The 25,836-nt window shown below is 43.2% G+C and carries 22 protein-coding genes; 8 read left to right on the forward strand and 14 right to left on the reverse strand.

Annotated features, from left to right (window positions below; translation table 11 throughout):
- The first annotated feature begins 538 nt into the window (after positions 1 to 538).
- Positions 539 to 919: a hypothetical protein gene (locus RM368_RS08905; protein WP_322684508.1), complete on the forward strand. Its 381-nt coding sequence runs from the start codon at positions 539 to 541 to the stop codon at positions 917 to 919.
- 243 nt (positions 920 to 1,162) lie between these two features.
- On the opposite strand, the gene RM368_RS08910 is transcribed toward RM368_RS08905, so the two are convergent.
- The 5 genes from RM368_RS08910 to pipX all read right to left on the reverse strand — a co-directional run bounded on the left by RM368_RS08910 (position 1,163) and on the right by pipX (position 6,839).
- Complete coding sequence (locus RM368_RS08910) at positions 1,163 to 3,841, reverse strand: RNA helicase (RefSeq protein ID WP_322693747.1); 2,679 nt, start codon at positions 3,839 to 3,841, stop codon at positions 1,163 to 1,165.
- Between the two features lie 141 nt (positions 3,842 to 3,982).
- Positions 3,983 to 4,801: a pyrroline-5-carboxylate reductase gene (proC, locus tag RM368_RS08915; protein ID WP_322693748.1), complete on the reverse strand. Its 819-nt coding sequence runs from the start codon at positions 4,799 to 4,801 to the stop codon at positions 3,983 to 3,985.
- 106 nt (positions 4,802 to 4,907) lie between these two features.
- Positions 4,908 to 5,513 (reverse strand): cell division protein SepF, encoded by a 606-nt coding sequence (locus RM368_RS08920; protein ID WP_322659462.1) that lies wholly within the window; start codon positions 5,511 to 5,513, stop codon positions 4,908 to 4,910.
- Between the two features lie 382 nt (positions 5,514 to 5,895).
- Complete coding sequence (locus tag RM368_RS08925) at positions 5,896 to 6,564, reverse strand: YggS family pyridoxal phosphate-dependent enzyme (RefSeq protein WP_322693749.1); 669 nt, start codon at positions 6,562 to 6,564, stop codon at positions 5,896 to 5,898.
- The gene (gene pipX / locus RM368_RS08930; protein WP_069068710.1) at positions 6,561 to 6,839 is read right to left on the reverse strand and encodes a transcriptional coactivator PipX; all 279 of its coding nucleotides are present in this window, start codon (positions 6,837 to 6,839) and stop codon (positions 6,561 to 6,563) included. The genes RM368_RS08925 and pipX overlap by 4 nt, the downstream gene beginning before the upstream one ends.
- Before the next feature lie 225 nt (positions 6,840 to 7,064).
- On the opposite strand from pipX, the gene RM368_RS08935 reads away from it, so the two are divergent.
- Positions 7,065 to 7,292, forward strand: a complete 228-nt coding sequence (locus tag RM368_RS08935) for a hypothetical protein (RefSeq protein ID WP_322693750.1) — start codon at positions 7,065 to 7,067, stop codon at positions 7,290 to 7,292.
- A 397-nt stretch (positions 7,293 to 7,689) separates the two neighbouring features.
- Here RM368_RS08935 and RM368_RS08940 read toward each other — a convergent pair whose 3' ends face one another.
- From RM368_RS08940 to psaK, 4 genes are all read right to left on the reverse strand, one after another.
- Positions 7,690 to 8,607, reverse strand: coding sequence for an energy-coupling factor transporter transmembrane protein EcfT (locus RM368_RS08940; RefSeq protein WP_322693751.1), 918 nt, complete (start codon positions 8,605 to 8,607; stop codon positions 7,690 to 7,692).
- A 200-nt stretch (positions 8,608 to 8,807) separates the two neighbouring features.
- Positions 8,808 to 10,178, reverse strand: a complete 1,371-nt coding sequence (gene der / locus RM368_RS08945) for a ribosome biogenesis GTPase Der (protein ID WP_322693752.1) — start codon at positions 10,176 to 10,178, stop codon at positions 8,808 to 8,810.
- A 304-nt stretch (positions 10,179 to 10,482) separates the two neighbouring features.
- Positions 10,483 to 11,679 (reverse strand): site-2 protease family protein, encoded by a 1,197-nt coding sequence (locus RM368_RS08950; protein WP_322693753.1) that lies wholly within the window; start codon positions 11,677 to 11,679, stop codon positions 10,483 to 10,485.
- Between the two features lie 339 nt (positions 11,680 to 12,018).
- A complete protein-coding gene (gene psaK / locus RM368_RS08955) occupies positions 12,019 to 12,273 on the reverse strand; it encodes a photosystem I reaction center subunit PsaK (RefSeq protein WP_322693754.1) in 255 nt (84 codons plus the stop codon).
- Between the two features lie 110 nt (positions 12,274 to 12,383).
- Between psaK and RM368_RS08960 the strand changes: the two genes are divergently transcribed.
- Positions 12,384 to 13,022: a phosphoribosylanthranilate isomerase gene (locus RM368_RS08960; protein WP_322693755.1), complete on the forward strand. Its 639-nt coding sequence runs from the start codon at positions 12,384 to 12,386 to the stop codon at positions 13,020 to 13,022.
- Between the two features lie 202 nt (positions 13,023 to 13,224).
- Here RM368_RS08960 and folE read toward each other — a convergent pair whose 3' ends face one another.
- From folE to RM368_RS08985, 5 genes are all read right to left on the reverse strand, one after another.
- A complete protein-coding gene (gene folE / locus RM368_RS08965) occupies positions 13,225 to 13,932 on the reverse strand; it encodes a GTP cyclohydrolase I FolE (protein WP_322693756.1) in 708 nt (235 codons plus the stop codon).
- 105 nt (positions 13,933 to 14,037) lie between these two features.
- Positions 14,038 to 14,763, reverse strand: a complete 726-nt coding sequence (locus tag RM368_RS08970; RefSeq protein WP_322693757.1) for an SDR family oxidoreductase — start codon at positions 14,761 to 14,763, stop codon at positions 14,038 to 14,040.
- 362 nt (positions 14,764 to 15,125) lie between these two features.
- Positions 15,126 to 16,106, reverse strand: a complete 981-nt coding sequence (locus RM368_RS08975; RefSeq protein ID WP_322693758.1) for an acetyl-CoA carboxylase carboxyltransferase subunit alpha — start codon at positions 16,104 to 16,106, stop codon at positions 15,126 to 15,128.
- Positions 16,107 to 16,234: 128 nt separating this feature from the next.
- Positions 16,235 to 17,254: a long-chain acyl-[acyl-carrier-protein] reductase gene (locus tag RM368_RS08980; protein ID WP_322693759.1), complete on the reverse strand. Its 1,020-nt coding sequence runs from the start codon at positions 17,252 to 17,254 to the stop codon at positions 16,235 to 16,237.
- Between the two features lie 108 nt (positions 17,255 to 17,362).
- Positions 17,363 to 18,061, reverse strand: a complete 699-nt coding sequence (locus tag RM368_RS08985; RefSeq protein WP_322693760.1) for an aldehyde oxygenase (deformylating) — start codon at positions 18,059 to 18,061, stop codon at positions 17,363 to 17,365.
- Between the two features lie 181 nt (positions 18,062 to 18,242).
- Here RM368_RS08985 and RM368_RS08990 point away from each other — a divergent pair, with 181 nt between their 5' ends.
- The 5 genes from RM368_RS08990 to RM368_RS09010 all read left to right on the forward strand — a co-directional run bounded on the left by RM368_RS08990 (position 18,243) and on the right by RM368_RS09010 (position 25,738).
- On the forward strand, positions 18,243 to 19,070 hold the full coding sequence (locus RM368_RS08990) for a carbohydrate ABC transporter permease (RefSeq protein ID WP_322693761.1): 828 nt from the start codon (positions 18,243 to 18,245) through the stop codon (positions 19,068 to 19,070).
- A 204-nt stretch (positions 19,071 to 19,274) separates the two neighbouring features.
- The gene (locus RM368_RS08995; RefSeq protein WP_322693762.1) at positions 19,275 to 19,601 is read left to right on the forward strand and encodes a hypothetical protein; all 327 of its coding nucleotides are present in this window, start codon (positions 19,275 to 19,277) and stop codon (positions 19,599 to 19,601) included.
- 168 nt (positions 19,602 to 19,769) lie between these two features.
- Complete coding sequence (locus tag RM368_RS09000; protein ID WP_322693763.1) at positions 19,770 to 22,232, forward strand: filamentous hemagglutinin N-terminal domain-containing protein; 2,463 nt, start codon at positions 19,770 to 19,772, stop codon at positions 22,230 to 22,232.
- Between the two features lie 523 nt (positions 22,233 to 22,755).
- Complete coding sequence (locus RM368_RS09005; RefSeq protein ID WP_322693764.1) at positions 22,756 to 23,082, forward strand: hypothetical protein; 327 nt, start codon at positions 22,756 to 22,758, stop codon at positions 23,080 to 23,082.
- Between the two features lie 169 nt (positions 23,083 to 23,251).
- Positions 23,252 to 25,738, forward strand: coding sequence for a filamentous hemagglutinin N-terminal domain-containing protein (locus tag RM368_RS09010; protein WP_322693765.1), 2,487 nt, complete (start codon positions 23,252 to 23,254; stop codon positions 25,736 to 25,738).
- The last annotated feature ends 98 nt before the right edge of the window (positions 25,739 to 25,836 follow it).

The raw sequence follows: 25,836 nt of genomic DNA on the forward strand, positions 1-25,836 counted from the left end.
GAATCTATCTCAATCCGGTTCGGTTAAAATTTTTTGATGAAAATTATAGATAGCTAAAGATCCGATAAATCACTGTCTCTTGTTTTAATCTATCTTGATGATTAAAATTAAGATTTTTAATCTTGTAAAAATAGCTATGGCGGCTTTCAATTATATAGAATTATCTAAGATATAAATTTTGTTCGTAGCAAACAATTTATTGCTCTGTATAAGAATTTAAAGGGCTAGATGGGCTAATTACTAGCTCTAATTTGATTAAGCTTTTATACTTATATCAAGCAAATAATAACCGTCTTGGGAATATACAGCGGATTGAAATTTGCTCAATTGCATAAGGTTGCGTCTAAAAGCTAGATATCAAGCCTGTTTGATTGCTGAATTATAATAATGTAGTAAATAATTTCCGAGCGAACTGGTGTAGAGATGGAACTTTCTTGGGTAACAAGTGTCTATCTAGCTATTCTCAGGGAAAATTCACTTGAAGTTTGAAAGTTAATCGAATACCCTAATCTAATAGACAATTTTCTCAAGGAAATCTATGAACAAAAAAATTCTTCTGAATTTGCTTTCCAGTTCCTCAATTTTTGTGTCAATGATGTCTACGCTGGTGGCATTTCATCCTGCCCATGCTAGTGGTAGCATTACACAGCGATTACTGCACACACAAGACGGTCGTACCTGTATCACTAACCCACATGGTGGACAAGATTTTGTGTGCATTCGAGATTCAGAGAGAAAACGTCCGTATACCTCTAAAAGTTCCTCAACTATTGTCACATCAGTATCAGATCGGAATGTTGCCATGTTGAACTTTACTGAAGAGGAAAGCGATGCTGCAATTAGAGTATTTGGTTGCGACTGTCCATTATGTATAAATTCTTTGCGTCAGTTGCAGGGTACTGGAAACTTGGTGTACTAAGATTGAATAGCGCTGATAGCGACTATAACTTTTGTTAGATACACGCGATTAATCACGCATAAAAAATATACGAAACCAAAAAAGCATTTTTAACTAAGTACCACTACTATTATTTGATAACATGTAAGTTCATTGCTGGGGCAATTCATGAATTGCCCCAGCATCAACTATTTTTGCATCAGTACTGAGAGAAAAAAACGGTACAGAAATTATTAAATACCCGTGTCTGCCAAAGCGTCCTATTTATTCAACCACCTCATTCACAGGGAATCTATCAATCAACTGCATCGCCCGATAGGCATTGCGTTGGAAAGAATCTGGCAAATGGGGAACGTGGGGTATTTGTGATAACAAATCCAACGTCCGCCGTAAAATTCTCACCACATCGCCTTCATCCAAAGTGGTGTTTTCGCACAGTTCTATCCACTCCATTCCTAGCGCCCATTGTTCCACTATGGCAATTAGCTCAAATTCCAACCAAATAGGCAGCGCTACGTTATAACGCCGTTGTAGTTGGAACATTTGGCGGCGAATTCCCCGCAATTTTGCCAAGGCTTCCGCAACTTCATTACTGAGATCAAAGTTAACCTTGCTATCTGGACGGGGCGTTTCCATCACCAAAGCGGCGGCGGCGGCGGCTAAATGATGCGGGTCTAAGTTATCCAATTCGCCGCTAGCAAATACTAAACCTAGCCACAATTCATTCTCGCCTCGAATGGCGGCAGCGATTTGCCCTAATTGTGTGGGGACTAAGTTATCTAAAGCGCCAAAGTGTTGCAGAATTGCGATTAAATTCAGAAACTCTTCCCAATGACGTTGTGACTGTTGCTCTACTTGCCCTTGCAACTGTTCGAGTTCGGCTTCTAGTTCGACATAGCGGGCGCGGCGCTTGAAAAGCGTGGCCGCATTGCCTGATTGATGTAGGGGATGAGCTTCTAATTGCTCTTGGACGGCGGTAGTGCGACTGAGTTGTTCTGCTACTTCTGGTGCTAGATGCAAAGATTCTATCGGGTCGGGAATACGCGTGGCGATCACAAAGCTTTCTTCGTTACCACGGCGCGATTGTCCTGGCTTCAAAGGCATCTCTGGTGGTGGTAGCATATCAGGCGGCACTTCAATTCGTGGCAGTTCGGCATACAAATCGACTACATCCCCTGTGGTTGCCACATACCAGCGGTTATCGTGCCCCAAGCATACCAAGTAAGGAGCTTGACCAGAACTAGGTGATTTTCCGACTAAAACTGCCGTTACAGGTGAAGATACCATGATATTTTTGCCTTTGAGACTTAACAGAGTTCCTGACACTGCAAAGCCCAACATCATTACCAATTCCTCTTGGCGGTCTTCTTGTGCTTGCTCTTGCAAGGTTTTCAATATCTGGCGTTCCACCTTCAGGCGTTGCCGCAATTTTTCATAAATAGCCAGTTCATTTTCATCAACTGCGGCAATTTGCTCATGTAATTGAGCTAATTGTGTTTGCAACTCGGCAATCTCATCGTATTCTGGCCGTAAATGCAAGGTCGCCATGTACTGCCCAAAACTGCGCTCTATCAGTTCCCTGGTTTGCTCTAGGGTATGGGTTTGTAGCAAGTTGAGTACCATACCATAACTGGGCGTAAACTGGCTTACTAGAGGGTCTGGCTTGGATGTTCCCAAATAGGCGGCTTCTTTAGCTCCTTCAAAGGGAGTTTGGACTGTCACTACATGACCTTGTTTATCCATCCCCCGGCGGCCTGCTCGTCCTGCCATTTGCAAAAATTCAGAAGCGTTCAACAGGCGGTGTCCGGTATCGGTACGCTTGGAAAGGGTAGAGATTACCGTTGTCCGGGCGGGCATATTAATTCCTGCTGCTAGTGTCTCGGTGGCGAATACTACTTTAATCAGCCCTTGCTGAAATAGTTCTTCTACCAATGCTTTCCAAGCAGGTAAAATTCCGGCGTGGTGGGCAGCAATTCCTCGGTACAGGGGGGCAATTTGTCCAGAACGCCCAGCTTCGGGATTGCGGGCTAAAAAGTCATCAATTTGTTGCCGTAAAATCTGAGACTCTTCGTTATTTACCAGCCATAAATCACCCACTTCCGCCACCGCTTTATCACATCCCCGGCGGCTGAAGATAAAGTAAATCGCTGGTAGCATATCCCGTTGCTCTAATTGGCTGAGGGTAAAAATTATACCTGGAGCTTCCGGTCTACCATTTCTCCCCCTATCCCTTTCTCCCCCTCTCCCCTTTTTCTTCTGAAGAAGGCGGGGGTTAATTTTGGTTTTGCTATCATTCAGCAGGGGAAATAGCCCTTTAGGATTGCAAAAGTGAAATTCCAAGGGGACTGGGCGAAAATCGGAGTAAATCAGGTCAGTTGGGCCGTGAACGCGATTTAGCCAGTCGGTGAGTTGATCGCTATTGGCAACCGTTGCTGAGAGGGCTGCTAGTTGCACTTCACGGGGACAATAGATGATTGATTCTTCCCAAACAGTACCGCGCTGGCGATCGTTCATGTAGTGGCACTCATCAAGGATCACTGCTTCCACGTCTACCAATGAGATGCCGATTTGCCCAATGGGTGTGCCATAGAGCATATTTCGGAAAATTTCTGTGGTCATCACCAAAATCGGTGCATCTCTGTTAATCGAAGCATCTCCAGTTAACAGCCCGACTCGATCGAAACCGAATTTTTCTCGAAAGTCACGTAATTTTTGATTCGACAGCGCCTTCAGGGGAGTAGTATAAAACACGCGTTTTCCTCGCGCTAGGGCGCGATAAATAGCGTATTCCCCGACTAATGTTTTCCCCGAACCTGTGGGGGCACATACAACTACGGAGCGCCCAGCGTTCAGGGACGCGATCGCTTCTTTTTGAAACTGATCCAGTTCAAAGGGAAATATAAACCCTAAGTCAAGTTCTGGAGACGGTGCAGGATAATTCACTCAATCACATTTGCAACCAGATTGTTTACTATACTAACGAGTCTTTTGTCAACTTCGTTAGCGGTCATTTGTCATTTGTCATTTGTCCTTTGTCTTTTGTCTAAAACTAATGACCAATGACTAATGACAAATGACTCTTATTTATTTTCCCAGTTCTTGCGATCGCTCTGTGGCAGCTTTGACTGCTTCAATGAAAGCGGAACGAAATCCTGCCTGTTCTAGCTTGGCAATCCCCGCAATGGTTGTACCGCCGGGACTGGTAACGCGATCTTTGAGTTCTGCTGGGTGTATTTTGGTTTCCTGCAACAGTTTTGCTGTTCCCAGTACGGTTTGCAAGGCTAGTTGATTAGCAATTGTTCTAGGTAAACCTGCGGCGACTCCACCATCTGCAAGTGCTTCTACCATCAGCGCCACGTAAGCGGGGCCGCTACCAGATAGCCCTGTAACTGCATCCATCAGCCCTTCTGAAACTTCTACGACTTCACCTACAGCTGAAAAAACTTGCTGTGCTTTTTGGTGATGCGAGGCATTGGTATATGCACCTAAACAAATTGCGGTAACTCCTGCTCCCACAGTGGCCGGGGTGTTGGGCATTGCTCTAATCACTGGCAATTGCACAAATGCAGCTTCTAGCTGACTTAAGGGCACACCCGCCAAAATAGAAATGATCAGAGGTGAATGTTCTCTATTAAGAATATCAATATCTGCTAATTCTTGAGCGATCGCGCTAAACACCTGCGGTTTTACTGCCAAAAATAGAACTTCTTTTGCTTCGGTGAAAACCTGGCTATTATCTGTCGTTACAGCAACACCGTATTGCTGCTTTAAAAAATCTAGGCGTGAAGATAATGGTTCGCTAACTATGACTTCTGATGATTGATAAATTCCACGCGCGATAAGGCGGGATAAGAGCGCTTCTCCCATTACCCCACCACCAATTAGGCCAAATTTTATAGTCATTAGTCATTAGTCATTGGTCATTAGTCATTAGTCGTTTGTCATTTGTCACCATGAGCAAAACTCAGGACAAATGACAAAGGACAAAGGACTAAATACTAATTTAACTTTATTGTGCCATCCGGTTAGTTTCGTTGCCCCAGGTTTGATTTGGAGTACCTGTTGTCGGACGAGAGGGACGTACTGGTGGTTGTGGTACTTCATGAAGAACGCCACCTTGGGTGCTAACTTGGACACAACTTGGTGTAAACAAAAAGATGCTCTCACCGATGCGCTCTTGATGTCCATCTAGTGCGTAAGTACCACCTGCTACAAAATCTACTGCTCGTTGAGCTTGATCTGGGTCCATGATTGTCAGATTTAATACCACTGACTTGCGTTCGCGCAACGCTTGAATTGCCTGGGGCATTTCTTCAAAGGTGCGTGGTTCGAGTACTAAAACTTCCGAAATTCCGTTAATTGCTCCTGGCATACCAATCACATTCCCCATTGGCTTTGAACCTGCTGTCATATCATCTCCCATTGTAGGCACTGGTTCCCGCCAGCGTCGGTTTTGAGCGGCTGGACTCTCTTGCGGTGCTGGCTGGGGATTTTCTTGCTGATACAGATTTTGGTAATTATTATTATCTGTTTCTGGTTCTTCTTCGTAATACTCGTATTCTACTTGCTCATTTAGACCCACAAAGTCTCTGAGTTTGGAAAAAATGTTGTTCATGGTGCGTGTACTCTCCTGATGCGAATTGCCTGCATTGACTTGGCTGAGGATTGATTGAGTTAAGAGCGATGCCTACGGTGGTATACGCTACATCAATGGATACTTCAGCAACTTTATTGCTAGTTGTAGCCTATATTACGAGTTTTGGCGATGAACTGACACTTATTGGAAAGGTCTGTGCATCGCCTAAACACAATAATGAGTAAAGATTATATCCTAAGGTTTATCCGAAGGAGACTTCTTTATACCCCATTTTTTCTTGGCGATTGCTCTTGTCAATACTATATCCTTTGTTTCCGATTGCACCAGTCTGTTAGAAAATTCTTGTCATCAAATCTTTAGCTTCTATTAATACCCAAGAGTAAAGCTGATGATTAATCGGCTAATAGCGATCGCCAAACAATATGGTTCCTAATCGTACCATCGTTGCGCCTGCTTGCACTGCCAGTTCGTAGTCGCCTGACATACCCATAGATAGGTGCTGCATTTTAATATGCGACCAGTTTTGCTCCTGGATTTCTTTGGCTAGCTGACGATTGCGATTAAACACACTGAAAATTTCAGAATCATTTAATCCTGAAGGCGGAATTGTCATCAAACCTTGAATTTGTAAATTTTTGTAAGAATTGAGTGTGGGTAAATCAGTTAAAAGTTCTGGTACACTCCAACCAGACTTGTTGGGATCGGGGAGAATTTTCACTTGTAAGCAAACCTGGGGACTCACTCCTAGCTGTTGCGCCAATTGGTCTAAGCGCTGTGCCAGCTTCAAATTATCCACAGAGTGAATCCAAGGAAAATGCTCAATGGCTTTTTTGGCTTTATTGCTTTGCAAATGTCCAATAAAGTGCCAGGTAATATCCGGTAAATCTTGCAACTCGGCTTGTTTGCTGGCAGCTTCTTGGATACGACTTTCCCCGAAATCACGAATTCCTGCATTGTATGCAGATCGAATGGACTGGGCAGATACTTGCTTGCTAACAGCAATCAATTTGACTGACGTTGGCAGTGAGGAACGAATGGAAAGAATACGTTCGGAAATCGAACTGTTCATTGGAAGGTGCGTTGGAAAACACTCTGAAGCTGATCGTACTCCTGAGAATGCCCACTGCGCCGCAGGGTACGTAAGCGATTTTCCAACATCATTCTTGCCTCAGTACGTCCTAGAGACTGAAATTTAACACCTTTAACATCATTTGCCACCAAAAAAAATAAGCGTTGGGCATAAAGTGTGGTGAACAAATCCTGGTTCTCATCAACCATACAGATTTTGTAGAGTAAACCCCAAGTTGGATGGTTTATGTAAGTTTCTGCGTTTTCTGGATTCATTTAAGAGTCAAGGTGTAGTCAAGGTGGAAGTATATATATCTTTTCGCAGTGAATTCCAAACATTCAGACGATAATACCAACATTCGTCAGAATATTTGGTTAAAATGCGAAGCTGCGGTTACGAAGACCTCGATCTAGTTCCTAATGGGCAGATGAAGCTAGTGGTAGTGAAGCGCAATAGTACAACAGAAGCCGCGAAGCGTAGATTCAAAGAGTAGAGGCTGTTTGACAAATATCACCATCTGCTTTGGTGACTTCAATTTAGCAATCTGTAGGGACAAGGCACAAAATATTGCCGCTCCTCTGGTTGAAAGTTCGACGCGGGAAGGAAAAACACCCTTTGAAGTTCCCAACGGCAACGGCGAATTTTTCAACTTCTTTCCATACTGCCACAACTGTCGCCCAATGGCACAAAATTGGGATTGGGGATTGGGTACTGGGTACTGGAAATAAAACTATCATTTATGCAAAAGTCTATCGATTATCCAGTATTTTCAGTGGTGCAATTTGTGCTTGAGCATTGTGCAGAGATTCATAAGGGTACTCGGTCAAAAATCTTAAGATTAGTTTGTAGTGTTCGCGTAAGGCTGGTTAATAGCTAAAATCTACAGAAAATGGTAGGGGATCAATTTTATGGCTGGGTAGCTATTTAAATTACCCTACCATATTGTTACCTATAGCTCAATACTGTTCGGTTAAGGCAAGAGACGCGATGAATCGCCGTCTCTACAATAATTAGTCTTTGGTAGAAACGGCAATTTAATGTTTTACTTCTGACCGGAGGCGGAGCGTCTCCGGCTCCGCTCCTGAATTCTGCTGTATTATCTCTTACCTTTATCTCGGTGCAAAATTACGCCTGAGTTCCGATAGCTAGCCGTATTCCCCAGAATAAGATTAAAGTTGCGATCGCCAACCAGTCACGCCCTTTTAATCGTAAATCGTGCCATTGGACTCGATGCTCATTGGGACTGGTAAAACCCCGCACCATCATGGCATTTGCCATTTGGTCGGCTCGTAAGAGTAGATTTTCTAAAAGTCTCTCTGCAACTGTCATCCAAACCTTGAATGCTCCTTTCAATCCCAGCTTTTTCCAATTAATTGCCCTTGTCATTACGGAGCGAAATAAGTTTTGCACTTCTTCTAAAACCAAGGGAATGAAGCGCAAGGACAAGGTTAAAGTTAAAGCGATTTCTGTGACAGGCAACTTGAAGCGTCGCAAGGGTTGCATTAAGCTTTCTATGCCAGATGTGATTTCTTCTGGTGCGGTTGTCAGCAGATAGAGGTTAGTGCTGTAAATAACGGTAAAGATAAGTGTACTCAGGCGTACTGCCAAACTCAATGAGTAGCGAGTCACTTTAACCGGGCCTTTGTGAAATAGCACGTAGCTGTATGCTTTTTTCTCAGGGGCTGGCTCTTGAATATTATTAGAGTTTGCTGGCTGGGTTAAGATTTGTTCATTAGCTGGCAAACGTGACTGATAATCTACACCCAATCCATCAGGACTAATGGCTGCGATCGCCAGCACAAAAAACGATAGCATTAATAGCCAACCCATTTGCTGCTGCCATACGCGTCGAGGAATTCTCGCAATCAAGGTGGCAATAATCAAAATTACCACCAACAGCACCCGCCAATTGTTGTTGGCCAAAACATAGCTTGTTAAAAAGCTCATCAACCAAGCGAACTTGACTCGCGGATCGATTTTATGCAGCCAAGTTTGGGGTTGTTCTAAATAAAGTCCAAGTGGCAGCGATCGCAATAAATCCATTTTAGAGTTAGGAGTTAAGAGTGAGTAGTTAGAAGTGAGGAGTTAGGAGTTTTGACTTTAACTCATAACTTTCACCTTCTGCCGTTATCAAACTCAAGTCGATAGGGTTCTATAGTTAGCAATTTTGACTTTAACTCATAACTCTTGTACAGACGCGATTAATCCCATCTCTCTTGTACAGACGCGATTCACCGCGTCTCCTAACTTATTTTGACGCGAGTTGCTCTATTAACATTACCATTTTCGGCATCACGGACTTTTTTGCTCCGCCACAGCAAAATAATTGGCGTGCCTTTAAATCCTAGCTGTTGACGAAATTGCCGTTCAATGTACCGGCGGTAGTTGTCGTTGAAGCGTTTCGAGTCGTTGACAAATAGGGCGATCGTTGGTGGTTGGCTGCTTACTTGTGTACCATAATAGATCTTCCCTTGACGCCCACTACGAGATGCCGGCGGTGAATGCCAACTGACGGCATCTGTTAAGACTTCGTTAATAACTGATGTGCTGACACGGCGTTTGTGTGATTCAGCCGCCGTTTTCACCAATTCTAAAATCTTTTCTACTCGTTGTCCTGACAAGGCACTTACAAAAATTGTTTCTGCCCATTCGGTAAAATGTAACCGTGATTGCAGAGTTTTTTCGTAATCGTAAATTGTGTAAGAGTCTTTTTCGACAGCATCCCACTTATTAACGACGATGATGCAAGCTCGACCATCTTCGATAATCCGCCCAGCTAATTTTTGGTCTTGCTCGGTGACTCCATCTAAAGCATCAATTACTAATAAAACCACGTCAGCGCGGCGAATCGCTTTGAAAGCCCGGTTAATACTAAAGAATTCTGTGCCGTATTCGATGTGTTTCTTTTTGCGAATGCCGGCGGTATCAATCAAGCGGTAGGTTTGTCCGGCTCGTTCAATGACGGTATCAATAGCATCGCGGGTTGTACCAGAAATTGGGCTGACAATTGCCCTTTCTTGCCCGACAAAAGCATTGAGTAAGCTCGATTTGCCCACATTTGGGCGTCCCACAATTGCTACTTTGATTTCATTTGTTTCTGGAATGTCTTCAATAGCAGGGATGTGATTAACTAACTCGTCGAGTAATTCTCCTGTACCACTGCCATGAATCGCGGAGATGGGGTAAGGCTCGCCCAATCCCAATTCCCAAAATTCGGCAGCTTGCATTAAGCCTTGTTCTGGGGATTCACATTTATTTACAGCTAGTAGCACAGGTACGGGTTGTTGGCGCATCCATTCGGCGATTTCTAAATCTGCCGATGTCGGGCCTGTTTTTCCATCGACAACAAAAATAGCGGCACACGCTTCTGTAAGGGCTGTCATTGCCTGTTGGCGAATCAGTGGTAAAAATTCGGTATCATCATTAAAAACTAAACCACCGGTGTCTACCACTAAAAATTCGCGACCATTCCAGAAAGCTGGAAGATAAGTGCGATCGCGTGTCACTCCCGGTTCATCATGGACAATCGCCGTTTGTTCCCCGGCGAGTCGATTAACCAGGGTGGATTTGCCCACATTTGGGCGTCCGATAATTGCAACAATTGGCAGTGCCATAAAACCAGGGTAAGTGAGAGACGTAGTATATCACGTACTTACATTTTACTCGCTTTAAACTTGAAGTTTTAATAATTTACCATCATCTGAGGCGATGTCTACGACGGTCACTGAGCGTAGCCGTTCGCGGAGCGTCTCGTAGAGAAGTGCGGGCTGTTTGGTAATGCCATACTTTGAAAAATAAAAAAGGTAGGAAATCTTCCTACCTTTTACCCAAAAAAAGCATTTTGTAACCAAATACCAAATTAAATATCACACACGCTTTTGACGTATCTATTGCAAACCTATGACGAGGGTGTGACGTTTAATTTGTAGTTGATTTCGCGATTACTCCCAGTTGCAACCCTGGTGGATAGTTACCTTCTTCCTTGATGCGCTTAATTTCAGCATCGGTTATCTGCAAATTTAACTTTTCTACCAGCGATCGCACAATATCTCCCCGATCGATTACACCAGCTACAGCACCCGCCGGAGAAAGGACGGTAATTCTCGGTAACTGCTCATTTTCTAGCTTGTTAATAACCTCAGCGATCGCTGTTGATTCTGTGACAGTAGGTATTTCTGTCAGTGGATGCACTATGCTGTGTAAAGTTTTGGTTTCCCATTCACTCCTTTGGGTTAAACGGAAATCGTCAATGGAAACTAGACCCCGGTAACGTCCATCAGAAGCGGCAAAATAAACCTGCGAGGGATTGGTTTCTAAGAGGTATAAATCGGCAAAGGAACGCAATGTCTGGTCAGCATCTATTACGCGAAAGTCACGAGTCATCGCATCGGCCGCCACCACTTTGAGTAAACTTTCTTGCAATGTAGTCATGTTGTCATAGGTGTTAGCATTGCGGACAGCAAACCAACCTAACAGCGCAATCCACAAACCAAGTACTAACTCTCTGGTGACGAAATCTACAACAAATCCGAAAGCGATCGCAGCATAACCCAATATTTGCCCAGATTTTGCAGCCAAGTGTACGGCTTGAAAACGATTACCTGTGATTTGCCATAATGCTGCTTTTAACACTTGCCCTCCATCTAGAGGTAAGCCGGGAATCAAGTTAAATAGAGCCACCACTAAGTTAATTCTTGCCAAATCTCCGACCATGATACTGAGGGGATTAGTATCAGGTATCATAAAAGCTGTCAGACGGAGCAGGACAAATAGGATGATGCTCACCAAAGGCCCAGCGATCGCTACTTGAAAGGCTTTAAAAGGAGTTTTAGATTCTTCTTCAATGGCAGCAATCCCGCCAAACATAAATAGGGTAATTGAATTAACTCTAATACCTTGCGATCGGGCTACCAAGCTATGACCCAACTCATGCAATAGCACCGAACCAAATAGCAGCAGTGCCATAACTATGCCAGCACTCCAAGCTATAACAGGCCCCCATTCCTGGTAAGCTACCCCAAAATTCAGGGTTGCCAACCCTAAAATCACAAACCATAACGGGTCTAAAAACAGGGGAATTCCAAATAATGACCCAATTCTCCAATTTGTTTGCATTACATTGCCCTAAAACTAGATATCGCCAGTACTTTTTATACCGAGATTCTATGCATATTCGTATACACATTTATATTGAGCATCAATTCGGTAGTAACAAGTGACGAAATGCTCTTATTTCTAGAATAGACAATTAATGCCTGTGGGCAAAACTCTGGAATTAGGAATTGGGCATGAGGTTAGGGTAAAGGTGAGAGGTAACAGGTGACAGGGAATAATCTATACCCTTTTCCCTGTAACCTATTCCCTTCTTTACTCCCTACTCCCCCTGCCCAAAATCATTTTTAGGAGTTTTGTATTGATAGCGGGGTTACAAGTAACACCTCTGTCATCACAAAACTATAGACGACCGATATTAGTCAATCCTAAAACGATGCCAACGCCAATAATATGACCAAAAGCCATTGCTGCAACGAATGTTGGAATACTAACGGGCAGGATGGGGAACTTGGGGCCTACTAAAGGTTTTTCAATCCTAGTACTTAGCAAAAGAACTACTAAGCTACTAATGCTGATGATAATGCCTACTGTAGGATTCCACGCAGGTGTTGCGGGAACAGTTTCAGCTGCTGCTAGTAAAATAGATGAAATCAAGCTTTTGTCTCCTAAAATGTAGACCTACAAGATTATAAAATTACCAAGGCACAAAAGTTTTTCAGATAATTTAGAATTTGTTGATATTATTTGAAATTTGTTAAATTTTTATGCGCGTTAAGATTTGCGGCATTACTCAACCACAGCAGTCTATAGCGATCGCCTCTCTAGGCGCAACGGCACTAGGATTTATTTGTGTGCCAAACTCACCTCGTTACGTGACTACATCCCAAATTCGGGCAGCAGTGGCAGAACTACCGGCAAATATTGATAAAATTGGGGTTTTTGCCAATCTTAGTATCGCTGAAATCAGTCAGATAGTTGCTGATTCTGGATTGACTGGTGTGCAGTTGCACGGAGATGAATCCCCAAATTTTTGCTACCAATTACGTCAAGCTTTACCCAATGTTGAAATTATTAAAGCACTGAGAATTCGTAGTCTTGAGCATCTTGACACAACGGCTGATTACACCAAATTTGTAGATACTTTGCTACTTGACGCCTACCATCCGCAACAACTAGGTGGGACAGGCAAAACTTTAGATTGGACGATGCTAGAACAATTTAGCCCTAGTTGTCCTTGGTTTTTAGCAGGAGGACTAACAGCCGATAATATTATGGAAGCCCTAAATCAGGTTAATCCTAGCGGCATTGATTTATCTAGTGGTGTGGAACGGACACCAGGAGATAAGGACTTAGATAAAGTAGCGCTCCTATTTCACAGTCTCAAGAACATTGAGTTAACGTGAGTTCGACAGACCTCTCCCGGACAGCCTCCTTCTCCTAAAAGGCAAGAAAGGAGTAACGAGAAAAGAAAAGTTTTTGCTCCCCTCTCCTGGTAGGAGAGGGGCTGGGGGAGAGGTCAAAATCGCACTCGTCGAACTCACGTTGAGTTACTTAGAAATTAGGAGTTATCAGTTGTGAATTAACTCCTAACTCCTAACTCAGCACTTAAAAAAATGCTGGTTGGTGGCGAATTAAGTTAAAAAATTCTTCGCGGGTTTTGTGCTCCTCTTCAAACACACCAACCATTGCGCTAGTAACAGTCCAAGAACCTGGTTTTTGAACGCCACGCATTACCATGCACATGTGGCTAGCTTCCATCACTACAGCAACGCCTTGAGGTTCAAGAATCGTCTGGATTGCTTCAGCAATTTGGCGGGTTAGTCTCTCTTGTACTTGTAAGCGACGGGAATACATCTCAACAATCCGGGCCAGCTTACTCAGTCCAACAACTTTTTGGTTGGGGATATAAGCAACGTGCGCTCTACCCATAAATGGCAGCATGTGGTGTTCGCACAGACTAAAGAAGTTAATATCTCTAACAAGTACCATCTCGCTATGCCCTTCATCAAAGATGGCATCGTTAACGAGTTCTTCAAGAGATTGGTTGTAGCCACTGGTCAAAAACCGCATTGCCTCGGCTACTCGTTTGGGTGTTTTCAAGAGTCCTTCGCGTTCGGGGTCTTCGCCAACTCCCAATATTAGTGTCCGCACGGCGTCCTTCATTTCCTCCAGATGTTCCTCTTTTGGTGGGGACACATCCGCTTGTCGCCCGTTGTGAGTGTTGCGATCGGGTCTAGGAGTTATGGCTTCTGCCAAATCGGAAATCAGAGGCGATTGAGAGCAATTGGAACCGTTGGAACTAGCAATAGTCATGATTCAGTCTTGGTTATGGTTTAGTCATTAGTCATTAGTCATTAGTCATTGGTCATTGGTCATTTGCAAAAGACAAAAGACAAAGAACAAAGGACGAAGGACTAATTAGAGTGCGCCAGCGCTGGGCATCAGAGTCAATTCATCAATCACTGCCTGTTGTGGTAACAGAACTGTGTAGAGAATTGATTGAGCCACAATTTCCGGGGTTAACATTTTAGAACGGTCTAAGTTGACATGGACTGTTTCTGTATCCCAAAGTTCGGTATTGACTGCGCCGGGACAAATAGCTGTGACACGAATGCCATGAATGCGTTCTTCTTGTGCCAGGGTTTGAGAGAGGGCTATCAAACCAGCTTTGCTGACGCTGTATGCTCCCCAACCAGGAAAGGGTTGCTTGGCGGCAATTGAGGCGATGTTGATAATTGTGCCTGTGCCTCGATCGCGCATTGAAGGTAAAATCCCCACAATGCACTGAAACACACTGGTGAGATTCAAGTCAATTACCTGCTGCCAGCTCTCTAGAGGGATTTCGCTCAAAGCGCCTGTATAAGCGATGCCAGCATTGTTTACCAGAATGTTTATATCACCGAAGTCAAGGGCGATCGCTTGGATCTTGTCTTTGACTTCAGAAATCTGCGCTAAATCTACAGCGTAAGCTTTCGCTTCCACCCCAGTATGCTCTACGGCTTCTCTTACCGCCTCCAACTTATCCAAAGAACGGCTGACTAAGGCAACATCTATTCCGGCTTTGGCAAAGGCTAAAGCCGTTGCTTTCCCAATTCCACTACTTGCCCCAGTAATCAGGGCGCGTCGTTTTTGCTCAACACTCATGGTGTCTCCCAATTTTTTGACAGTTCCCAAAACCTATTACCAGCCCATTATTCACACTTCTCGGTTTGCATAGATTAAAGGAATCTAAAAATCTGATGATTTTCATTAAACAGATGTTATGATTCCGCACAACACTAACCATATTGTGGTTTTTAATAGTAAAGACAACAAATTGTTGCCTGGAAAACCACGCGGTACATCGTACATTCAAATTAGATTATTTACATAATACAAAACCCACTCAATCAAATTGAGTAGACTTGCAAAAAATGCAAATGCCTATGGCTAGATTGTTAAAAATCTTTAAGCACATAGGCAATTATAGCATTGCTGTTTTGCTAATCTATCATTATAGAGTTGCTTTAGTGGGCAACTTCTGTAAAAACACCAATTTTGCGGAATTTTTCATAGCGCATTTGGCGGCGTTCTGGAGCGGTTAAACGATTGAGTTCGTCTAAGTTTTCCATCAGCACTTGCTTAAGAGTAGTAGCGGCTTTTAAGGGGTCGGAATGAGCGCCACCAGTGGGTTCAGGCAGTATTTGGTCGATAATTCCCAACTTTTTCAGGTCATGGGAAATAATTTTTAGCGCCACAGCGGCTTGGGGAGCCTTAGCGGCATCTTTCCACAAAATTGCAGCGCAGGCTTCGGGAGTGGCGACGGTATAAACGGAGTGTTCAAACATGAGTAGGCGATCGCCTACACCAATACCGAGTGCGCCGCCAGAACCACCTTCACCGATAACTGTGCAGATAATTGGCACATCCAAACAGAACATTTCTCGCAAGTTGTAAGCGATCGCTTCTCCTTGACCTTGGTGTTCTGCTTCTACCCCAGACCAAGCTCCTGGTGTGTCGATAAAGGTTAGTATCGGCATACTAAACTTGTTGGCGTGTTCCATCAACCGCATAGCTTTGCGATAGCCGCCAGGGTAAGGCATTCCAAAGTTACGGGCAATATTGTCTTTAGTATCGCGTCCTTTTTGATGACCCAACATCACCACAGGTTGTCCACTCAGACGACCAACACCACCAACTAAAGCCGGATCGTCACCACCACAGCGATCGCCATGCAATTCCATCCATTCATCACTAATTGCCTGAATGTAATCGAGAGTACTGGGGCGACGCGGATGACGAGCGACTTGCAATCGCTGGGACGGGGATAGACTAGTGAAAATTTCCTCACGTAGTTGCATGGCGCGTGCTTCTAGTTGACGAATTTGACCAGATACATCTACGCCATTTTCTTCTGCAAGTTGCCGAATTTGATCGATTCGGGTTGCAAGTTCTGCTAGGGGCTTTTCAAAATCTAACAGTAATGGTTTACGCTCGGTAGTTGCCATCGTAGGGTTTATAAGTACGAGTTATAAGTTATCTATCCTTTGTTTTTTGTCTTTTGTCCTTTGTCCTTTGTCCTTTGTCCTTTGTGCAAATAACAAATGACCAATGACTAATAACCAATGACCAATGACTAAACCAACAGCGGTCTAAATCCATGTTTCACTGATACCTTACCAATCTGCTCCATTTTGTCTACGGTAATCTGATTCCGTCCCCAGGAAAAGTTCGTGTATAACTTCTCAAATTCCAACAGCATTGATTCGGCAAAACAAGCAAACAACTGGCGGGCTGGTACGTCCATATTGACGATTTTCATAATTTTCCAGTCAATATCCAAGGAATGCTCGACAATCCCACCATTTAACACATATACACCAGGATGCTGAACTTTTGTTGCTAAGTTTTTCGGATAGCCACCATCAATCAATAAACAGGGTTGTTTCAAAGTGGTCGGGTCGATTTCCACGCCTTTGGGCATACTCGCAACCCAAACTACAATGTCAGCTTCAGGCAGTGCTTCTGTCAAACCCATGATTTTTCCTCGCCCCAGTTCGCCTTGCAGTTCTTTGAGGCGTTCTTGGTCGCGGGCGATCAACAGAAGTTCTTTGACATCTGTTTTCGCATCTAGCCAGCGGGTAACTGCACTACCAATATCTCCAGTTGCCCCACATACAGCAACAGTCGCTTTTGACAGATCGATTCCCAATTGTTTTGAGGCTTCTTCCACCTGCTTACAAATAATGTATGCAGTATGTGTGTTTCCTGTAGTGAACCGTTCAAACTCTAGTTTAATGTTGCGGACTTGGCTAAATTGGTCTAACTTAAAGTTTTCAAAAATAATCGAGGAAAATCCGCCTAAAGCTGTAATGTTAATGCCATGCTTTTGTGCATGAGCCATCGCGTTGAGGACTTTGCGTGTTGCAGCTTTGATGCGGCGACTAGCCAGCATCTCCGGCAAAAAGCAAGATTCTACATACCGTCCTTCAATTTTTTGCCCAGTTATACTGGTGACAATAATGGTATCGACAATTTGTGGTGGGGCGCTGCACCAAAAGTCTAGCCCTTGATCGGCATATTCTGGGTATCCCAATTCTTGAGCTACCGATTGAGCGTGTTCTAAACTAGTCAGATGTCCAATTAGACCAAACATGTAGTGATTATTAGGCTTATGCTGTTTTGAGGCGTGGAATTTAGTAGAGTTAGGAGTTAGGAGTACGATTCATAATTTCTCACCGATCATTCCTCACTCCTAACTCTTTTAAGCGGCGATGAGTCCGTAGGCTGACAAGCGCATGATGTCGCGAGTTGTAAAGCCTATGTTACTTAATGCTTCACCGTATTGAATCATAAAGTCTTCTACTAAAGCATCTTTTTCCATTGCCATTGTGTGGGCATCACCCTCTACTTGGTTGAGCATTTTCCAGACGATGGGTAGGTTCTGGCGATTTGCTAGTTCAAGTTCAGCTTTGGATTCTGTAAAGTGTTCTTTCAACCAAACTTCTCCAAAGTTGAGGTGGCTATACTCATCTTTGACTACGCCCTCTGTGATTTTGCGGGCAAAAGCATCGGCAACGGGGATGTAAATGTTATATGCTGCGATCGCAAAACATTCGATAATCAAAGACTGAATCAACAGACAAGTGACGACCTTTCCGGACGCCGCTGCTGTTTGGAAATTCTGGTGTAGTCCAGAGAAAAATTCCTTGGCAAATTGCAAATCTGGGGTAACTTCCAAATTCCGCCCACAAGCTTCAAATCCTTTCTTGTGTCGGCTTTCCATCTTGGAGAGGCGAATCAATTCATCATGAGATTCTGGCAGCAGTTGGGCTAATGTGATGTAATTTTCATGGGCTTCTTGTTCCCCTTCAATCACGATTGCATTGATCCGGCTATAAGCATCTTTGTATGTTTCGCTCTTGAAATCTAATTCTTTAAATTGGTCTGCAAGCTGCTGCATAGTTATCTTTACTCCTGTAAACCTGAGTTATTTGACACCAAGTATTGATTTTCCCTATGAACTAAGAGTAACAATTACTGTGGTTTAATTTAACTTAACAAGTAGACTATGTTTATAGATTAATTGTTGCTGGGGGCAATGTTCTAGTACTAGCGAAATAAATGCTTTGCAGTTTAAGTTTATGTTCAAATCAAACCCGAATCTGAAATCTAGCGATTTTTTGAGCCTAGTAATCTTACTGCTAGGGGCATTTATCGTTTTACTACCATTGTTTGTGGTCTTTCTCACCTCCTTTGCACCGACATCCGCCAGCCCAGAAAATTTGTTCAAAAATAACTGGTCTTTAGCAAATTACCGCGTTGCGTGGCAACAAGGAAAATTTTTGCTCGCGTTTGCTAATTCTACCTTGGTAGCGATCGCTGTGACGGCGTTTCAGATTGTCACTTCTGCTTTGGCTGGTTACGCCCTAGCACGGTTGAAGTTTCGGGGACGCCAAGCACTGCTATTAGTCGTTTTAGCAACTTTAGTGATTCCCTTTCAGTTATTGGTGATTCCTATCTTTTTGGTATTGAAGTGGGGACACCTGATAAATACATACTGGGCGCTGATTTTACCCACTGCGGTTAGCGGATATGGGATTTTCTTATTACGTCAGTATTTCCAGACAATTCCTGTAGAGTTAGAGGAAGCCGCAGCGATAGATGGGGCGAACCGACTGCAAATTTTGTGGCGGGTGATGTTACCTTTAGCCCGTCCGGCCTTGCTAACGCTGTTTTTGTTCACCTTCATCGGTGAGTGGAATGATTTATTTAAGCCTCTAGTATTTACGACAAGACCAGAATTAAGGACAGTGCAACTAGCGTTGGCTGAGTTTCAGGAGCAATTTACGAATAATTGGCCCTTGATGATGGCAGCAGTAACAATAGCCACAATTCCAGTGATGGTATTATTTCTCATCGGTCAGCGTCAATTTCTTCAGGGTATTGCTGCGACAGGGATTAAGAATTAGTGGGGAAGGCGGTAAGTAAAAGCCCGATTTAGTTACTAGACGAGATGCCCACTCAACAAGAAATAATTTGAATTGGTATTAGTTAAAAATAGCTGTAAAGAAAATCTCGTAGGAAAATTATGAACTTTTGTGACACTGAGCGTAATCATTGCTAACTAAACTGAAGCAATAATTATACACCTCCCGTCAGGAACAAAAACACTCATGAGTTCTCAACAAGTCATAGATCCTCAAATATTACAGCAGTTACAAGAAGAAATTCAGCAGAAAATGAATGAAAGCCTAGAAAACGCTGACTTACATTCAGTGCTTGAAAAGTACGGCTTATTAGAATATAGAGTCTTGAGAATTCATTGGCAGTGTAATCTCGATCCCAATCAACTCCAATCTGATGATGCACCTGATGAACAGCAACCCAATGCATTATTACCAGAAACTTCAAGACCTTCAATACCAGAAATTGTGTTAGTCAAAAAAGCATTGTGTATCCCTTGTCCATCAACTGGTAGCCCTTTAGGCTGTAACTGCTAAATAATTTAATCTTCGGACTGCAAAGAGTTTATTCTAGTGAATGTAAAAATACTAAACTTTGATTTTATGTAGTATTAAAGTTACAGAGATAACATCAACGTACTAACATCACTACTTAGCAAAAAGCAGTATTTTAATAAACTCTGATGTTTTGAGCGCCAGTTTTTCATGTCTCAAAATCGAAGCAGTTGCCACTGGAAGTTAGGAATCGTGAGTACTTTAGTAATTGCTAAAGTGCTCATTTTTGCTGAGAGTTTTGCTCTAGCTCAAATTCAAAAAGATGCCACACTTGGATCTGAAAGTTCAATCATTACACCAAAGCTCATCGATGGTCAGCCTATAGACCAGATTGATGGTGGAGCAGTTCGTGGTACAACCTTGCTCCACAGCTTTGAAAAATTTTCTATCTCTGCGGGAACGACAGCCCATTTCAACAATGCAATCAATATTCAGAACATCATCAGTCGGGTGACAGGCACTTCTGTTTCTAATATAGATGGCATTCTCAAAGCTAACGGTGCAGCCAACGTATTTCTGATTAATCCTAACGGCATTGTTTTTGGGCCCAATGCTTCTTTAAATATTGGCGGTTCATTTGTGGCGAGTACGGCGAGTAGTTTGAACTTTGCTGATGGTACAAAGTTTAGTGCTACATCACCTCAAACTACACCTCTACTCACAGAAAGTGTTCCTATAGGTTTACAATTTGGAACAAATGCGGCGTCCATCCGCAATCAATCCCAAGCAAGTCCTAATAATGCAATTAATACCTTCGGACAAGGTGTTGGTCTACAGGTGCAGCAAGGCAAAACCTTAGCACTGATAGGTGGTGATATAACCCTAGAGGGCGGAAATTTAACAGCAAGTGGGGGAAGAATTGAGTTAGGAAGCGTTGCTGGCAATAGTTTGGTCAGTCTGAATTCAATGAATCAAGGTTGGGCATTAGGATATGAAGGTGTTCAAAATTTTCAGAACATTCAACTAACCCAGCAAAGTCAGATTCCATCTACTTTAGATACCAGTGGCAAAGGTGGCGGTAATATCCACCTACAAGGACAACGAGTACTGGTAAGTGACGGTTCACAAATTTTGGCTCTGACTCTGGGAGCGCAACCAGGAGGAAATTTAACACTGAAGGCTTCCGAGTCTGTAGAACTTGGACTAAATGCGCTCTTGGATACTGGGACTCTCGACACTGGAAACTCTGGAGATATAAATATCACTACCAGAAAGTTGATTGTCAAAGATGGAGCGCAAGTTGTAATGTTCAATCTTGGTTCGGGATTAGCGGGGCAATTGAGCATCAACGCCTCAGATTCCGTAGAACTAATTGCAGGTATGCCCATTGCTCCTTTGCCAGATGGTAGTGATTTAATATCGAGTGGATTATTTAGTGCAACTTATGGCGCTCAAAATGCTGGCAGCATAATAGTTAATACTGGAAAGTTACGTATCGAGGGAGGAGCAGCAATATCAACAAGTTCTGAGGGTATACTTGGGCGTTTTTCTAACCAATTTATACCAGCTACAGGAAATGGAGGAGATTTGACAGTGAATGCCTCTAAGTCCGTAGAATTAATCGGAACCTCAGCAAATGGTTCTAGGCTCAGTAGCTTGTTTGCTGGGACTCAAGGGCCTGGAAATGGCGGTAACTTGACCCTAACTACAGGGCAATTGACCATCCAAGATGGGGCGGCAATAACTGTGAGCAGTGAAGCTCGAAAAAATGTTAACTATCAAGGGGGTGTACCCAATTTCGGTCTAGCAGGCGAACTCAATATAAACGCTCGTTCCATCCTGCTTGATAAAGGAAAACTCACATCTAATAGTGAGTCAGGTAAGGGCGGTGACATTGGGGTACAAGTGCGGGACTTATTACTGATGCGTCGCAACAGTCAAATCTCTACTAATGCCGGAGGTGATAAAACTGGCGGTAATATCACCATCAATGCACCTAATGGCTTCCTCGTCGCCACTCCTTTCGGAAATAGCGATATTACCGCTAACGCCAACTTTGGTTCTGGTGGTAAAATTGCGATCGCTGCTAAGAATATCTTTGGATTTGTGCCACGTACCCGTGCAGAGGTGGCGAGGCTCGATCCAAAAGATATAAACCCGAATAACGTACCAACAAGTGACATCACGGCATTTTCTCAGCAAAACCCTTCATTAAGTGGCACTGTACAAATCAATTCACCAGATGCTGATCCCAGTAAAGGATTAGTGGAACTACCTGTAAATCTGGTTGATGCTTCGCAGCAAATTGTTGCTAATTGTAGTTCTGGTGGAAGAATAGGAAGAAGTTCGTTTTTTACTACTGGGCGTGGAGGAATACAAGCCGACCCCACAGAGCCATTGATAGCTGATGATGCAGTGCTAGCAGATTGGATTACCCTTCCTCCAGAGAGTCAGAATCGTGCTGGCGGTATTCAGAAAAGAGCCGTTATTCAGGCGCAGGGAAACACAGAAGAAAAATCACAGAAGGTTAATTCTGTCAAAGAACCTGCTCAAATTGTAGAAGCCCAAGGCTGGGTAATAGATGCCAATGGGAACGTGGTTCTGGTTGCTCAAGTACCCACTGCATCGCCTCATAATTCCTCGCTCGTTGCGACATCTTGCGGTGCTAATTAAAAATTGAGATGCTCGTAACTTTTGTTGGTGCGTTGGCGTAGCCCATCGTAGACATCGCTGCTTTGCAATGAACTTTATATGAGCGATCGCCCTTTCCATTAAATCAGTGCGTTGGCGTAGACCTTCGTAGATATCGCTGCATTGCAATGAACTTTATATGAGCGATCGCCTTAATAAAGCTTCTAAGTTTATCCAAACCGTAAGCAGAGTGAGACTTGAGGAGATATCAATTACTCAATTCTCTTGAGCAATCAACGGTGAGTAGCCATATTCATCAATCCTTGAAACAAATCCGGCAGAAATATATGAAGTTTTGTAACACAAGGCGTAATTATAACTAGTCAAGTTGAATTCATAACTATCGGAGTTCACAAGAGCGTTAGAAACCTAATGCTTTCGTAGCACTCTAGACTTTGTATTATTGATTTCTTAGTTGCCAAACTGTACTAATCAAACTCACGTTAATTTAGTACATTACAAAATAAATTTACACATTTACCAGTCTGCAAGGAGAGCAAAATTCATGGAATCTCAAACAGTTATAGATGCTGAAACATTACAGCAGATACAAGACGAAATTCAGCAAGAAATAAGTGAGATACTGGAGAATTCTAACTTCCACAAGGTACTCGAAAAGTATTCTATATCAGGAAATAAAATTCTTAAAATTAAGTTTCAGTGCAGTATAGATAAAAATAAAATTCAACATGCTGATGCTGTTGATAATGAGCAAGTCAAGAAAATTTTGCCAGAGATTACAGGAGAACTAAGAGAGGAATTAGTGCTAGTGAATAAATTATTGTGTATCCCTTGCCCTACAAACCAAAGTATTAAAGGCTGCTACTGCTAAAGGATGTGGTTTTCATAGAGCAGCTAAAAGCCTCCATTTAATTGAATATGAAAATACCGATTTTTATACTCACAAAGTTAGGCTGAATAGATCATCTCACAGTTTCATTATCATAATTAGTAATGAGCAGTAATTCACTAAACTATTGTTTTTTGGTGCAAATTATATAATGGCTCAAAGCCGAACTATTTGGTACTGGAAGTTAGGATTAGTGAGTGCTTTAGGAATTACTGGAGCGCTCACCTTCTCTGAGAGTTATGCTTTGGCTCAGATTGTCAGAGATGACACTTTGGGATCGGAAAATTCAGTTGTTACACCCACGCTAATCAATGGTAAGCCTACTGACCAAATTGATGGTGGGGCAACTCATGGTACAAACTTGTTCCACAGCTTTGAACAGTTTTCTGTTCTCACTGGCAGTACAGCTTACTTTAACAATGCGGCAAATATTGATAACGTCATTGCTCGGATAACAGGCAAGTCTATTTCTAATATTGATGGTACACTTCGAGCTAACGGTAATGCCAACCTCTTTCTAATTAATCCCAACGGGATTATTTTTGGCCCCAATGCTTCTTTAAACATTCGCGGTTCATTCGTGGCAAGTACAGCAAGTAGTCTGAATTTTGCTGATGGTACTAACTTTAGCGCTACAGATCCCCAAACCACACCCCTTCTGACGGTCAGTGTTCCCGTTGGCTTACAATTTGGAGCTACACCAGGAACGATCCACAATCAATCCCAAGCAAGTCCAGGTGGCGTAACCAGTTCCTTCTTAAAAACGCCTGTTGGTCTACAGGTGCAGCAAGGCAAAACCTTGGCACTTGTAGGTAATGATATCACCCTGGATGGAGGAAATTTAACAGCAGAGTCGGGACGAATTGAGCTAGGAAGTGTCGCTGGCAATAGTCTGGTCAGTCTGAATCCTACAAACCAAGGCTGGAGTTTAGGGTATAAAGGTGTTCAGAATTTCCAGAATATTCAATTCATCCAGCGAACTGATGGTTCTAACACATATCAATCTATTGTAGATAGTAGTGGCGATGGTGGCGGTAATATCCAAATACAAGGCAGGCGCGTACTGCTTAATGGCGGCTCACAGATTTCTGCTAACACTTTAGGATCGCAACAAGGAGGGAATTTGATAGTGACTGCCGCCGAGTCTCTAGAACTTGACGGTAGTGCAATATTGTCAAGTGGGACTGACTCAGACTCAACTGGAAACGCTGGAAACATACAGATCGCTACCGCGAAGTTGATTGTCAGGGGTGGAGCACAAGTATTAATGTATAATCGTGGTTCGGGTTTACCGAGTCAATTAATCGTAAATGCCTCAGATTCGGTGGAACTGATCGGCGGCACTATCACGCCATTGCCAGATGGTACTGATTTACTACCCAGCGGATTGTTTAGCGCTGGTGAGAAAAATGCTGGTGATATAACTATAAATACCAAAATGTTGCGTATCCAGGGGGGAGCAGGGGTATCAGCAGAGTCTTCAGCAATACTATTTATTAAGTCAAATCAATTTATACCAGCCACAGGATATGCAGGAAATTTGACAGTGAACGCCTCTGAATTGGTAGAAGTAAGTGGAACTTCACCAAATGGTTCTAAGCTCAGTAGGTTGTTTGCTGGAACTAAAGGGTCTGGAGATGGCGGCAACTTAATAGTAACTACAAAGCAATTGATTGTCCGGGATGGAGCTGCAATAACTGTGAGCAGTGAAGCTGAAAACGATTTCAACTCTCAAGGGAGTGTATCCAATTTAGGTCAAGCAGGCGAACTCAATATAAACGCTCGCTCTATCCTGCTGGATAAAGGAAAACTCACATCTAATAGTGAGTTAGGTAAGGGCGGTAACATTGCGCTACAGGTGCGGGATTTATTACTGATGCACCGCAATAGTCAAATATCCACTAATGCCGGAGGTGATGGAGATGGCGGTAATATTACCATCAAAGCACCAAATGGCTTCCTTGTTGCCGCTCCCTTAGAAAATAGCGATATCACTGCCAACGCCAACTCTGGCTCTGGTGGTAAAGTTACAATCAACGCTAAAAGTATCTTTGGGTTTGTGCCACGCACTCGTACAGACTTAGTGAAACTGTTAAACACTGAAGATCCAGAGCAACTACAGCCAAGTAACCTGCCAACAAATGACATCACGGCATTTTCTCAGCAAAACCCTTCATTAAATGGCACTGTACAAATCAACTCACCAGATGCTGACCCCAGTAAAGGATTAGTGGAATTGCCCGTAAATCTGGTTGATGCTTCGCGGCAAATTGTTGCTAGTTGTAGTACTGGTGGAAAAATAGCAAGAAGTTCATTTATTACCACTGGACGTGGAGGAGTAGTAGCCGATCCCACGGAGCCATTGATAGCTGATGATGCTGTACTAGCAGATTGGATCGCGCTCCCTCCAGAGAGTCAGAATCGTGCTGGCGGTATTCATAAAAGAGCCGTTGTTCAGGCGCAGAGAAACACAGAAAAAAAATTACAGAAAGTTAATTTTGTCAATGAACCTACTCAAATTGTAGAAGCCCAAGGTTGGGTAATTGATGCCAATGGGAACGTAGTTCTGGTTGCTCAAGTACCCACACAATCACCCCATAATTCATCGCTCACCAATACATCTTGCCCTGCTCATTAAAATTCGAGATATGGCGATATTTCGTAACTTTTCAGTCATGCGTGATGCCTACGGCTGGCTACACCTACGCAATTGCTGCTCTTGTTGCGATCGCTCTG

The organism is Nostoc sp. DedSLP03, from assembly GCF_034530815.1.
In the GTDB taxonomy this organism is placed as follows: Bacteria; Cyanobacteriota; Cyanobacteriia; order Cyanobacteriales; family Nostocaceae; genus Nostoc.